Here is a 13,370-nt window from a genome sequence, read left to right as displayed (position 1 = left end):
CTAATTAGTAAAAATAGCGATAGTAATTCACAGCTGTGAATTCATCTCACTCATAAACCCGATACCGACAGCAGACAATAAGGACAGCTTGCCTCCCGCAATCAACCAAGTACAGATGAATCGAGCATTAACGAACGACGAAGCACCAAATGTTTCTTAGTCTAGCTTAAGAGGTGCTGCTGGCTATGTTTTTTGCTTTTTGGAAGACTTGTCTTCTTGCTGTACAATAGAGGCGTGGAAGAAGATGAAGCGGAGGAACATTTATGATACGTACACTTGTTGTCACACATAAAGGTGAGGTGCTGACAGAGATCCCTCTGCAAAATATCCGGCTGGAGGATTATGCTTGGATATGGGCAGATTTTGCTACGCCTACGCCAGAAGAAACGCTTTTGCTGGATCAATATTTTCATTTTCACCCCTTGGCGATAGAGGACTGTATGCATGTATTGCAGCGGCCGAAGCTGGATCATTACGAGAATGTGCAGTTTTTTGTGCTGCATGCGCTGAATGAGAGGACGTTGGATGCTGAGGAGGTTGACCTATTTTTAAGCGCGAACTTTCTTGTCTCCTATCACCATCAGGAAAAAGCAGAGATGAATGAAGCGTGGGAACAAGTGAAAAGCGAAATACATAGTCGAAAAGGCTGGTCGGGTGGGCCGATGGCAGCTGCGTATACGGTGATGGACAAGCTGGTGGATAAATATTTTCCATGTCTCTACAGTTTAGAGGACGAGCTTGCGGATCTGGAAAGCAGCGGCAGCAGTGAGTCGGTGGAGGAATTGATGAGCCAGGTGTTTGGCGTGCGCGGAAGACTCCTCAAAATGCGGCGGACGATTGTGCCGATGCGCGACTTGATGTACCGGATCGTGAATTCACAGCATGTCCAGAGCAATGGCGAGGAACGGATTTATTTTGGCGACATTTATGACCATCTGCTAAAGCTCTCCGATATGATTGAGGCTGATCGGGAAATGACAGCGGATTTGCGTGACAGCTACATTTCACTCAATTCCAACCGGATGAATTCGATTATGAAAACACTAACGGTAATCACCACCGTATTCATGCCGCTGACGCTTATCGCCGGGATCTACGGGATGAACTTTGTGAAGATGCCTGAACTAGAGTGGAAGTATGGTTATTTTGGTGTGCTGCTGTTTATGCTGGTGGTTGGTTTTGGGATGTTCCGATGGTTCCGACGGAGTGGCTGGTTTAAGTGAAAATAGAGCAGAAGCGCCAACAGCAAATCTCTTTCCCGCGAGAATTGCTGTTTTTCTGATACATAGCTAGAAAACGTCACCGCTATTTGCGGCGACGTTTTCCGGTGGAAGAAGTAGAGCGCCGGCGAGTAGTTGTAGTAGATTTGCGACGGGGTGAGGTGGAACGCTTTTTTTTGCGGCGATTAGGACTGTACAGGGCAGCATCCTCTTCGGCGGCTAGTGCGCCTGCTGCGCCTTTGTTTTTACCGAAGCTACCCATGAACAGCTTAACCATTGGAGCCATCTGCTGGAAGCCGGACATCACCTTTTGTACTTTACCCATAGAGTTTACGATCCCGTCAATGCCGCCCATACGATCGATGATGCCTTTGATTTGCTCCATATTCCCACCAATTCCGCCACCGCCGCCTAAGCCGCTGAGCAGTCCGGCAAGCCCGCCGCTTGCCTTTGTTGCAGCTTCAGCTGCAGGGAGCGCTAGCGCAGTTTCGGTGGCAGCTTCTGCTCCTAAAGCAGGAAGGATTCCGGTCTCACCTGGGAGAGCTGAGGGCGCATATGAGCTGAGGCCAGGATAGGCAGAGGCATTATACGAATCGCTCAGTGAACGCTGATTCCGGCGGGAATGATTATAGTAATGATCAGGCATAATATCACATTCCTTTGTTAGTGGTCTGCTATACTGTATGTCATGGGCGAACATACGGTATAGACGAATGCCCGGGTAATAGGGATAGGAGCGGAAAAGGGCGTATGCCTATAAACAGGTTAAAGTAGTGAAGAAACCGTGTACGAGCTTGATTTTCGGCGCTTTTGTAGTACTATAGTGTAGGCGATAATTCTTATGTAGAGAAAAATACTTGTATTGGGGTACATAAATGGTGTGCGCGTGGGGTGGACGTTTGTCCATCATTTTCGTTCTTTACAGCGTGAAATCGTTAATGCTTGAAAAATGCGCTCCAGTGCAATATAGTAAAGGCAGGATAGTGACATTAGGTTGATGTTTCCGGAGCTAGTTTTGTACGGAGCTTAATCAGAGAAACTAATGCTGATAGAACTTTTAGGGGATGAAAAATTGATGCAACTTAAGAAGTTAAATGATAAAAGTATAGACCAATTATTTGAAGCCATTTTAACATTAAAGAATATGGAAGAATGTTATGTTTTCTTTGATGATTTGTGCACCGTGAACGAGATTCAATCGCTGTCGCAACGACTGGAAGTAGCACGTATGCTCGGCAAAGGCTCGACCTACAATCAGATCGAAGCAGAGACAGGAGCAAGTACAGCTACTATTTCTCGTGTAAAACGTTGCCTGAACTACGGAAATGATGGTTATAAATTAACGCTGGAACGTTTGGGACGCTAATTTATGGTACCGGGCGTACTTATTATCAGTCACGGCTCCCGCGACGAGGTTTGGGTGTCGATTGTGGAAGAGGCCGTAAGCGAATTATCGCTAGATGAAGAGATGCCAGTGGTGGTCTCTTTTTTAGAGCTGGTAGAGGGCCGTCTGATTCAAGATGGAATAAATGAACTGGAACATGCAGGGGTCACAGATATAATTGTGATCCCATTGTTCGTTTCCTCGGGAAGCACACATGTCGATGAAATAGAATATGCACTAGGGGCTAAACCTGCACCTGAACGTGAGACCGATTTAGAGCCGTTCCACGTGAAGGCTAAGGTTCACTATGGTTATCCTGTCGACGATGACCCGGACATCGCTGTGATGATCTGGGACAAGCTCCGTAAGCTGTCTACGGAACCGGAACGTGAGACAATTCTGCTAGTGGGTCATGGCAGCATCTATGAGGGCTTCCGCCAGCGTTGGCAGCAGGGCATCTCTTCACTGGCAGGACGTGTACGTGAGGTGAGTGGTGTAGCGGGGGCCGATTATGGTCTGCTGAATCCGGACAGTGTAAGAAGCAAAGTGGAGTATTGGCAGGAGCAGGGTCACGAGGTATTGGTGGCGCCGCTTTTTTTGAGTGAAGGTTATTTCACTAAACATGTGGTTCCGAACAGACTTAAAGGGTTAGCCTATAAGTATTCTGGCCAGACGCTTTTGCCGCACCCGCTACTTCCGCATTGGATTGAGAGACAGGTAGAGACACTCCTCGAACAGATTCGAAAAAAGAGTTAAAAAGCTTCCTTTTTAGCCCACTTAATCATGAAAAATAGTGCCCATTTCCGTGGATAATACGGGATTTGCTGCATAGACATATATATAGTTATTTTTGCCTAATAAGGTGTCGTGAATTGTTGTATAATGGAATATTTACGATAAATGTCCTCTGACATTGATTGTAGTGGTCCGAATTAGGTATAATCAATTAGGTTATTCTATTATAAAAAACAGGTGGCGTTCCGGTAATGAAAACTGCGAGATTGATTTATAATCCCACTTCTGGACGGGAAGAAATGAAGAAGCGGCTCGCCGACATTTTGGACCGGCTGGATACGGGTGGTATTGAAGCCTCCTGCCATGCAACGACCGGAGAAGGCGATGCTATGTTAGCTGCTGCGGATGCAGTAGAGCGCGGTTATGATCTAATCATAGCAGCCGGTGGGGATGGCACTTTAAATGAGGTTATCAATGGTATGGCGGAGAAACCTAATCTCCCCCCGCTTGGCGTATTGCCACTTGGGACTACCAATGATTTTGCACGTGCGATGGGGATCCCGAAGAATTGGGAAGATTCCGTTGATTTGATCCTTCGTCAAGAGTCGCGTCCGATTGATATCGGTAAAGCCAATGATCGTTATTTCATTAATATAGCAGGCGGTGGCAGTCTAACCGAACTGACCTATGAAGTTCCAAGTAAGCTGAAGACCATGATAGGGCAGCTTGCGTACTATTTAAAAGGTATTGAAAAAATGGTCAGCCTATCTCCTCAGGAACTAATCATTCGTGCCAATGGGCAGGAGGTTATTCATGATGAGTTCATGCTGTTCCTGATTGCAAATACGAATTCTGTCGGTGGCTTTGAAAAGCTTGCTCCCGGCGCTCGAATCGATGACGGTCTGTTAGATGTTATTGCGGTTAAAAAATGCAACCTGGCAGAGTTTGTCCGTTTGGTTAGATTGGCCCTTCGTGGCGAGCATTTGCAGGATAAAAAGGTTGTGTATTTCCGTACGGATGCAATGGATGTAATCTCTCCAGGGCATGTCCAATTGAACTTGGATGGAGAACTTGGCGGAGAGCTGCCGGGTCGTTTTCGGATTTTGCCGCAGCATCTGCGGATTTTTGCTCAGAATAATTAGGGTTGTTTGAAAGTAAGAGTGGGATTATACAGCGATGATAATGAAAGAAGTGAACAATAAATAATGAGTAAACACCGCAGTGGACGCAGCACCAGCCGCCCAGCCGGCAAGGCGCCTGTCGCCGGACTGCCTGTGAATAAAAATGATGAGGTTATGCTCGATATTATCGGCATGACCCATGAAGGTGAAGGGGTAGGCCGCGTAGAAGGCTTTACCCTTTTTGTGCAGGGAGCCCTTCCCGGAGAGAAAGTCCGGGCAAAGGTGCTCAAGACCAAAAAGCAGTATGGCTACGCCAAACTGCTGAATATAGTAGAAGCAAGCAGCGCCCGCATCGCGGCGCCTTGCGAGATCTATGACCAATGCGGCGGCTGCCAGCTGCAGCATATGGACTATACTGCTCAGCTGGCGTGGAAACGGCAGCTGGTGGTGGACAACCTGGAGCGGATTGGGAAGCTTCGGGTGAGTGGTGGCGGGGATAGCGGAAAGAGCAAAGAGAATGAAGCTGTTGAGAGTCAGACGGACAGTGCCAACTATGGCGGCATTGCAGATGGTACGACTGATGGCGCTGGAGTAGCTCATACAGATGGCATTCTTGTCCGCCCGACACTCGGCATGGACGAGCCTTGGCGTTACCGCAACAAGGCTCAGGTACCAATTGGTGTAACCGAAGGCGGTCTTGTAGGAGGCTTCTATGCACGCGGAAGTCACCGTATCATCGATATGGAAACCTGCTTAATCCAGCATGAGGATAATGATGACGTTGTGCGCAAGGTGAAAGACATCGGCAGAGAACTTGGCATCTCTGCTTATAGTGAAGAAACCGGTCGTGGCCTGCTGCGCCATGTCGTCGTGAAGAAAGCTTTCCGTACCGGTGAAATGATGGTTGTCCTCGTAACCAACGGCCGCGACATCCCACACCTGGACGCCTGGCTCGGCAGCATCCGCGAACAGCTGCCAGATGTAGTCAGCATCTGCCAGAACGTCAACACTCAGCGCACGAATGTCATCTTCGGTGGCGAAACCCGCGTCCTGTGGGGCAGAGACGTCATCTATGACTACATCGGCGATGTACAGTTCGCTATCTCAGCGCGTTCGTTCTATCAAGTGAACCCGGCACAGACTGAGGTGTTGTACGGTAAAACCGTTGAATATGCCGGACTGACTGGCAATGAAACGGTTATTGATGCCTATTGCGGGATCGGTACGATCTCCCTCTTTTTGGCGCAGCATGCGGCTAAGGTATACGGTGTCGAAATTGTACCGGAAGCTATTGAGGATGCCCGGGCGAATGCGAAGTTGAATGAGATGAAGAATGTAGTGTTCGAGGTTGGTGCCTCTGAAGATGTCATTCCGAATTGGAAAGAGCAAGGGATTACGGTGGATGTTATCGTGGTCGATCCACCGCGTAAGGGTTGCGATCCGCGGTTGTTAGAGACGATTCTGGCTATGAAGCCGGAGCGTGTGGTGTATGTGTCGTGTAATCCATCGACATTAGCAAGGGACTTGCGTGTGTTGGAGGATGGCGGGTACAAGACAGTGGAGGTAACTCCGGTGGATATGTTCCCGCATACGGTGCATGTGGAGTGCTGTGTGTCGCTTATTAAAAAGTAATATCTCTGAGCCACATTTACCTATATTAAAAGCCCAATCCTTTGTGAGAGGCCGCTGAAGAACTAGCAATTTTTCGGGGAGACCAAGAATCAAGCGAATAAAAAAGCGGTACCTGATCCGGATTTTTCGGAAGGTGCCGCTTTTTTCAAGGCGTTTTTTCCTTGTTCTTAGTCTGCCAGGTTCATTATTCGCTTCAAGTTCCGCGAATATCGCCATTGCCCCTTGTATTTGCATCCCTATTAGACCCGAGGACGACGCTACGTCGTACCCGTGCCGATGCCTGAGTTCGCAGTTCTTCGCTTCGATTTTGCAACTTTCTTTTGCCTTCTCCTTGAAATACTCCGTTTCTTGAAATGCCATTTGCTCGTCGGCTGGTCGAATTCGAACCTGTTGTCGTTTGCAATTGAAAGATTAATTTGTAATATTTTGCAGGACTTTGTACTGGGTCTATAGAAGTAATTCTAGCGTCATGGGTGTTTTATCATTCTAAATAAATAATTGAATAAACGGAAGGACGGCCGGGATGCTTGCATTCGCTTGGTGACCAGCTATCTCATCGAATAGAGTGAAGATGGGGCTACAGGTTACTCCTACATCCATCCTAGGATTATTGAACAGATTAACCAAAGACCTGCATAAGTCTCTTGGGAAGGCTGATGGTTTTTCCAAACTTAGCAGGTCACAAAATATAAAACAAAGAAGTATAGTTCAAAGAAATAAATAAAACTAAGTGAGGGAAATATGGGGAAAATCCAAAAAAATATTAATCAAAATAATTTTAATGAAAAGACAAATTTTAATGGACCAACACAAATTGCTGCAGGAGATATCATTAACAACATACAAAACACTAATCATCAAGAGGCAAAATATACGCCTGAACCAACATGGCGGAGCCCATTTACTATGGCTGTTTTAACGTGGATTAGCTTTGCCATTGCAATTGGAGGGGTCCTTCCTATTGGCATTAAAATAGTAAAAAGTGGTCTGAATGTTTTTAATGGAACTCTGAAGGCATCAGTAGGTTTTGAAAGCCAGACTTATTTAATAATATTTGTAATACTGATTATCTTATTTGTGGTTTTTCTTAGTCTTAGGAGAATTGCCAAAAGTCAAACGAGGTACCCTCTGTTTTTTAATTTTGCAATCAGTGGTTATGGTAAAAGATTGACATTAGAGAAAATACATATTGATAAATGTCCTCAATGTGGGGGAAAGATGAAATATTATAATAAACCAGTGGAATGGAGAGAGGTACAGTACAGTGATGGTAGAAGAAAGCGTGAAACTACAAAAAGGGTTCCTGCATTAGAGTGTAAGCGAAATTCAGAGCATTGTTATAGAGTTGACCCTGCCGAAGATATGTTATTATAGTTTTTCGATAAGTGAATCATTTTCAAAATGCATTGACTTGAAAAATTACAGACGACTCCAATGTCATCGTATTACACTTTTATTTTTATGCTGTTTGCATGTCTTGTTATTTGCTAACACGATCTACGATGAGCTTCATGCTGTTGTAAACTAAGGTGACGAGGTTAAAATGTAGTTGAGATACACATTTACGTGTTCTACTGTGGGTCTCCGCTTTTGTTCAAGGTAGACTTGGGCCTGAAGGGGAGGAGGAATCGTATATCTTGTTTCCACACATGTGGAGTCAGTGCCTTTGTTGGTGAGGGATGTAACAGTGATTCAACCCCCTTTACTTACTTAAGTTTTCCAGTGTCTAGGAAATTTGAAGGAACCCTTGTCAATTAGTCACTAAATAATTGGGGAATTTTAATTCCACGAACGGAGAACGATAAAAGAGCCGCGAGTTAGACGAGCGTAGCCCCTAGACTCCACCATAATAAACCGCCCTGTTCGCAATGTTGCTAACAGGGCGGTTTGCTATGTCATAGAGGGCAGCTTGAAAGTTAGCAGTCAACCGGCACTCTACAAGTTATCTTGCACGTTTTTAAGTCTACCTTATTAATAGAGCAGTTACACAAAAAGTAAGATTACTCTGCTACAACTTGTTTGCCTGCAATCCGGCCGAATGTGAAGATATCAGCGATGGCATTACCGCCAAGACGGTTTGCACCATGAATGACCCCTGTTACTTCACCTGCAGCGAACAACCCAGGGATGACTTCGCCTTTTTCATTCAATACGCGAGTCTTCTCGTCGATCACCAAGCCGCCCATTGTATGGTGAACGGAGGGTACAGCTTTTTCGATGTAGTAAGGGCCTTTTTCAAGAGATTTCAATCCACCGCGATGTTTGAAATCAAGGTCTTTACCTGTTTTCGCATAATCATTTACTTTATTAATCGTTTCTTTCAAAGTGTTCACGTCGATTTTGAAGAAATCAGCTGCCTCCTCAATCGTATCGGCTTTAAAGAGCAAGCCTTGTTTAACGAGTTGATCGTATTCGTCTTGATGAACTTCTATCGTTTTACCGATATCCTCAATACCTTGGTTCCATAATTGATACGTATATCCGCCCGTTTGGGCAAGAATTGCTTTAGAAATAACGTCTCGACGTTCTAATTCCTCAACGAAGCGCTTGCCTTCTTGGTTAATCAGGATCGCACCATCGAAGCGGGAATCTGCAACAAGGGAAATAACACCTGTCTCAGGATTACAGATTGGATACGTTTGAATACTCTCCATGTTTGTCAGTTTGGCGCCAATCGTTTCTGCCATAACGATACCGTCACCTGTAGATCCTGGTGTATCGGTAGACATATATTTTTCATCCATTTTAGGGTTATACTTTTTACGCATCTCTACATTGGATCCAAAACCACCGGTAGCGATGATGACGCCTTTGTTCGCATGGAATGTGATCTTGTCGCCAGTACCCGAAGTCGCAGTTACACCTGTTATTTTGCCGCTTTCGTCCTTCAGCAAGGTTTCGGCTTTCATATTCGTTTTGATCGTGATTTGATCAGCGTCTGTTTTGGCTTTTAACTTAGTAATCAATTCAACACCTGTATGACCTACAGGAATCAACGCACGTTTTCTGGAATGGCCTCCAAATTGGAACAGATGATCAGGTAAGAACTCTACCTTGATATCATCGCGCAGCCATTCGGCAGATGCTAGAGCATTGTCGGCAAGAATACGAACCATCTTTGGATCCCCGAGGTTGTCTCCGCCTTTCATCGTATCATCATAGAACAAGTCAGCCGTGTCATCAGTGATGCCAAGAGCACGTTCAACCCAGTTGTCCGGCGCATTCATCTCACCACCGGAGATCAATGTGTTGCCGCCAACAGCTGGCATTTTCTCGAGCAGAACTACATTAGCTCCAGCGCTCTTCGCTTCGATAGCCGCACTAAAGCCAGCACCCCCGGCACCGATGACGACAACATCATAGGTTTGCTCGACTTCTTCTTTGTCTTTGCTTCCACTGACTGCAGCGCCAGCGACAAGGGTAAGTCCAGACTTCGTAATGGCATCTTGAATGGCTTCGAGATATCCTTTGCTTGTAACTGTAGATCCGCTAATGGCATCAACTTTTGCGCTGTTAGTTGCCATGACATCTTGCTTGAGCTGCGTATAAACAGGTTCTGCAAGTACTTCATTTTCCTTATGCTCTGTCACTTTAATGTCAGTGATCTTGTTATCTAATAAGGAGACTTGTACTTTAATATCGCCATGTTTACCTTGCCCAACTCCTTCAAAGACTTGAACTCCGTTTGCATCTGCAGCGGGCTCTGCATCTTTACTGCCGCAAGCAGCAAGCGTGAACATAAGACTGAGGACTAGTAGAATAGATAACAGCTTTTTCGTGTGAGTTCGCATAATATCTCCTTCATTCTGTTGTGAATTGGTTACATACCCTAGGGAGAGGAGGATTTGCTAGGCAAATCCTTTATCTCTAGCCTAGACATGAATGTTATTTCATGTGAAAATATGCACAAGACCTATTATAGATTTAGTACAGCATTATGTATTTGCACAGATTAGTGTTTTTTTGTCTTTTTCGGGCATGTAAGAGACGGATATTGTGAAGGGCTATGATTACAATGAAATCAATTCACTTAAAAATCACGTTAATCGCAGGAGGCTGCTTCTTGCTGCTGTTCGTTGCATTGCTTGTAACAATATATTTGGAGATGAACCATACGGTTGTCCCTTTGAATAAGAACTTAACGCAGCAAGTGGTTACTGCACGCAGCGACCAGATTGATTATTGGTTTAATCAGCGCATTGGAGAGATAGACATGCTTGCTTCTCTAGCTTCGGACCATCAGTGGACACGAGATGAATTGCTGCAAGAGTTCGATAAGTTCGAGGCGAAGAAGCAAGTAGAGTACGAATCCATACGTGTGGTGGATATTCACGGAAATTCCTGGTCAGCAAGGGACAAGCCTTTTTCGATACTAAACCGACCCTACTATCGAAAACTGCTGAATTCAGATTCCAATTATGTGGTGAGCAATCCGATCGTATCCAAAGCGAATGCAGCCGAAATCGTCGTCATTCTTTATCGCGTGAATCCATCGGTGAATGATGAGGTAGCTTATATTGCCGCAGCCGTCTCCGTCAAGAAGATGAAGGAGATTGCTCAAGATGTAATGCTATATGACCAGTCAGGCCAGCTTATCGTCGATTGCAGAGAGCTGGGTGAAGAAGATGGAGCGGAGGAGGCAGCAGATAAGAAGAACATGAGTGTATTTGAGGCTCCAATTCAAAATGTGGAAGGCTGGAAGCTAGTACTCGAAGTACCGAATTCAAGTCTATCGCTAGCGGTGATCAAAACCCAGCGGACTGCATTGCTGGTAGGCGTTCTTATCGGTAGTGCGTTTATCGTCTTTCTGATGCTGCTTGCTTCTTCCATTATTCGTCCAATTCAGTCGCTTCGCCAGGTAATGGAAAATGTGCAGAACGGCAACCAAACCATACGAGCAGATGTTACGCGCTCGGATGAGATCGGCGATCTTGGACGAAGCTTCAATGACATGCTTGTTCAATTATACGCTGTGGAGCAGGACCGAAAGGAGATGGAACTCAGACTGATTCATGAGCAGATCAAGCCGCACTTTTTATACAACACATTGGATACGATCCAGTGGATGGCAACGGAACATGGAGCAGACAATGTGGTGGAGATGGTGGAAGCGCTTAGCGCGTATTTCCGATTAGGGCTTGGCACAGGCAGTCCCTACATTCTGCTTGATCAGGAGTTGTACCATGTCGAGAGTTATCTTCATATTCAAGGTGTGCGATATGAGGAGATTCTGGACTACGAGCTACGATATGATGAAAAGCTTGCTCAGTGCCAAGTCGTTCGCTTCATGCTGCAGCCGTTGGTGGAAAATGCGATTTATCACGGGATTAAGCCACTTGGGGATCAAAAGTGTAAAATTTCGATTACAGCATATAAAAAGGCCAATTATATGGTCATTAAGGTTGAAAATAATGGGGTTATGATTCCGAAAGAAAAGCTTGAACAGATGAATCAAGCCCTTCTTGATGATACATATGATCGTTCTGCCACAGGCTTTGGGCTATACAGTGTAAACCATCGCATTCGACTAACTTACGGGGTGCCATATGGCCTTGCAGTGAAGAGCGAAGATGGCATTACCGTTATGGTCATTCGAATACCTTTGGACGGGGAGTGGAATGAAGATGTGGAAGATTGTCATCGTCGATGATGAAACGATCATTCGCAAAGGCTTGCGACAATACATTGAGGAGAGTCCGTATCTTTTTGAGGTTGCAGGAGAAGCGAAAAGTGCAAACGAAGCATTGAATATGGTGGAGGAAGCCCCACCACATGTATGTCTTGTGGACATCAACATGCCGAATATAAATGGGCTCGATCTGATGAATATATTGCGCGAACGCTGCCCGTCGGTTCTGGTTGTCATCATCAGCGGGTACGATAACTTTGAATATGCGCGTCAAGCCGTGCAACTGCAAGCATTCGATTATGTATTGAAACCTGTGCCGAAGAGTGATCTGAACAAGCTGCTTCATCGGATCGATGAGCATCTTCAGGTAAAATATCCTTTGCATTCACATGAAGGCAGGGTGGATAAGGAGCGGGAGCTTCCCGGGTATACAGGGGATGGAACAGTGCTTATCCAAAAAGTGACGGAGTATATTGACAGTCATTATCAGGATCCGGAGCTGTCTATTACTCGAGTAGCAGCGCTATTTCATATCAACCAAACCTATCTTAGCAAGCGTATGAAGCAAGAAATCGGTGCTTCATTCCTTGACTATGTCACCGAGCTTCGGATATCGAAGGCGAAGGAGATTCTAGATGACGTAATGCCGAATATCAAAATCGGGGATCTGGCCGTGAAGGTAGGGTATAAGAGCCAGTACTATTTTAGTCGTGTGTTTAAAAATAGAGTCGGCTCAAGCCCGATAGAGTACAAAAAGCATCCGTTCGGTTATGGATAGGAGGGCCATTCTCGTCCCTCTGCAGCACGCCATAGATGCTATGCTCAGAGCCGCCTTCTATCAAAACGGTTGGATTTTAAACATGAGCGAGAAGATGAAGTTAAAGCATCCGATTGTGCAATATTTTTATGAACTAAGGCGTAGTACATTATAAAAATAAATAAATTCATTGAATATTCAAGAGCAGATAAAATGTCCGGAAGTGTCTTAGGGCTCCTAATATAAGTTTGTTCACACTGTCCACCCACGCATGTGGAGAGTGTCGCTCTACCGGTAAGGAGGGATACAGTGCAATGAGATCCTTATATTTATTGGACTTTAAGGACAAGTATGAGAAAAAATGTTGTTAAAGGAGATGGCATCATTGCCGTCTCTTTTTTGTTTCACTTTTTTAGTATTGCTCTGACTCTGGTTCCCGCTACGGCATCCTACGATCACAAGCATGAAAGACTGAACGGGAATTAGCATTGATGCTACTTTGTTTATATGTTTAATGCCTCTCTACTCTGCTAGGTGACAGGCATCATAGACGTACTTGCGTGATGTTGCTACGATGTTCCATGGAAATTAAGTGAAAGTGATCACAAGAAATTACAGAAGGAGTCATTTATCGTGAAAAGAATCGTAACCCTAAGCACCCGCAAACTGATGGATACCGCAAAACACGGCGGATGCGGCGCATGCCAGACATCTTGCCAGTCCGCTTGTAAAACTTCCTGCGGCGTTGCAAACCAGAAGTGTGAAAATGCAATGAACAGATAGGATTAGGAATTTTACCGCCCATTGCTCTGATGATGGGCGGCTATTTTTAAGAAATGGACGCTTCCTCTAAAGGATGGCAAAGCCGTTTCTACTTGTGTGCAAAAGGAGC

At 45.4% G+C, this 13,370-nt stretch carries 11 protein-coding genes and 1 pseudogene; 9 read left to right on the top strand and 3 right to left on the bottom strand.

Annotation, left to right across the window (positions count from 1 at the left end; genetic code table 11):
* Positions 1–263 precede the first annotated feature (263 nt).
* Positions 264–1,223: a magnesium/cobalt transporter CorA gene (gene corA, locus NST45_RS23765; RefSeq protein ID WP_076136897.1), complete on the top strand. Its 960-nt coding sequence runs from the start codon at positions 264–266 to the stop codon at positions 1,221–1,223.
* 82 nt (positions 1,224–1,305) lie between these two features.
* Here the strand turns inward: corA and NST45_RS23760 are convergent, their stop codons facing one another.
* Positions 1,306–1,866 carry a hypothetical protein gene (locus tag NST45_RS23760; protein WP_038568686.1) on the bottom strand — a complete coding sequence of 187 codons (561 nt, stop codon included), beginning with the start codon at positions 1,864–1,866 and terminating at the stop codon, positions 1,306–1,308.
* Between the two features lie 429 nt (positions 1,867–2,295).
* Here NST45_RS23760 and NST45_RS23755 point away from each other — a divergent pair, with 429 nt between their 5' ends.
* The 4 genes from NST45_RS23755 to rlmD all read left to right on the top strand — a co-directional run bounded on the left by NST45_RS23755 (position 2,296) and on the right by rlmD (position 6,092).
* Positions 2,296–2,586 (top strand): YerC/YecD family TrpR-related protein, encoded by a 291-nt coding sequence (locus NST45_RS23755; RefSeq protein ID WP_019913624.1) that lies wholly within the window; start codon positions 2,296–2,298, stop codon positions 2,584–2,586.
* A gap of 3 nt (positions 2,587–2,589) precedes the next feature.
* Positions 2,590–3,360, top strand: a complete 771-nt coding sequence (locus NST45_RS23750) for a CbiX/SirB N-terminal domain-containing protein (RefSeq protein WP_339824010.1) — start codon at positions 2,590–2,592, stop codon at positions 3,358–3,360.
* 230 nt (positions 3,361–3,590) lie between these two features.
* Positions 3,591–4,481, top strand: a complete 891-nt coding sequence (locus NST45_RS23745; RefSeq protein ID WP_036680719.1) for a diacylglycerol kinase — start codon at positions 3,591–3,593, stop codon at positions 4,479–4,481.
* A gap of 63 nt (positions 4,482–4,544) precedes the next feature.
* Positions 4,545–6,092 (top strand): 23S rRNA (uracil(1939)-C(5))-methyltransferase RlmD, encoded by a 1,548-nt coding sequence (gene rlmD / locus NST45_RS23740; RefSeq protein WP_038568689.1) that lies wholly within the window; start codon positions 4,545–4,547, stop codon positions 6,090–6,092.
* Positions 6,093–6,259: 167 nt separating this feature from the next.
* Here rlmD and NST45_RS23735 read toward each other — a convergent pair.
* Positions 6,260–6,458: pseudogene (locus NST45_RS23735) on the bottom strand (IS5/IS1182 family transposase); the annotation flags it as partial.
* A gap of 375 nt (positions 6,459–6,833) precedes the next feature.
* On the opposite strand from NST45_RS23735, the gene NST45_RS23730 reads away from it, so the two are divergent.
* Positions 6,834–7,466 carry a hypothetical protein gene (locus NST45_RS23730; RefSeq protein ID WP_036684787.1) on the top strand — a complete coding sequence of 211 codons (633 nt, stop codon included), beginning with the start codon at positions 6,834–6,836 and terminating at the stop codon, positions 7,464–7,466.
* A gap of 626 nt (positions 7,467–8,092) precedes the next feature.
* On the opposite strand, the gene NST45_RS23725 is transcribed toward NST45_RS23730, so the two are convergent.
* Positions 8,093–9,883, bottom strand: coding sequence for a flavocytochrome c (locus NST45_RS23725; protein ID WP_038568691.1), 1,791 nt, complete (start codon positions 9,881–9,883; stop codon positions 8,093–8,095).
* Positions 9,884–10,155: 272 nt separating this feature from the next.
* On the opposite strand from NST45_RS23725, the gene NST45_RS23720 reads away from it, so the two are divergent.
* The 3 genes from NST45_RS23720 (at position 10,156) to scfA (ending at position 13,261) form a co-directional block, all read left to right on the top strand.
* Complete coding sequence (locus NST45_RS23720; protein ID WP_052096762.1) at positions 10,156–11,742, top strand: histidine kinase; 1,587 nt, start codon at positions 10,156–10,158, stop codon at positions 11,740–11,742.
* Entirely contained in the window at positions 11,717–12,499 is a 783-nt protein-coding gene (locus NST45_RS23715; RefSeq protein ID WP_038568693.1) for a response regulator, read from the top strand. The genes NST45_RS23720 and NST45_RS23715 overlap by 26 nt, the downstream gene beginning before the upstream one ends.
* Before the next feature lie 612 nt (positions 12,500–13,111).
* Positions 13,112–13,261 carry a six-cysteine ranthipeptide SCIFF gene (gene scfA / locus NST45_RS23710; protein ID WP_076098734.1) on the top strand — a complete coding sequence of 50 codons (150 nt, stop codon included), beginning with the start codon at positions 13,112–13,114 and terminating at the stop codon, positions 13,259–13,261.
* Positions 13,262–13,370: the final 109 nt, after the last annotated feature.

Origin of the sequence: Paenibacillus sp. FSL R7-0163 (assembly GCF_037969975.1) — a bacterium.
Lineage (GTDB): Bacteria > Bacillota > Bacilli > Paenibacillales > Paenibacillaceae > Paenibacillus_AQ > Paenibacillus_AQ odorifer.
Note: the sequence above shows the minus strand (reverse complement) of the source record. Positions and strands in the feature narration are given on the sequence as shown.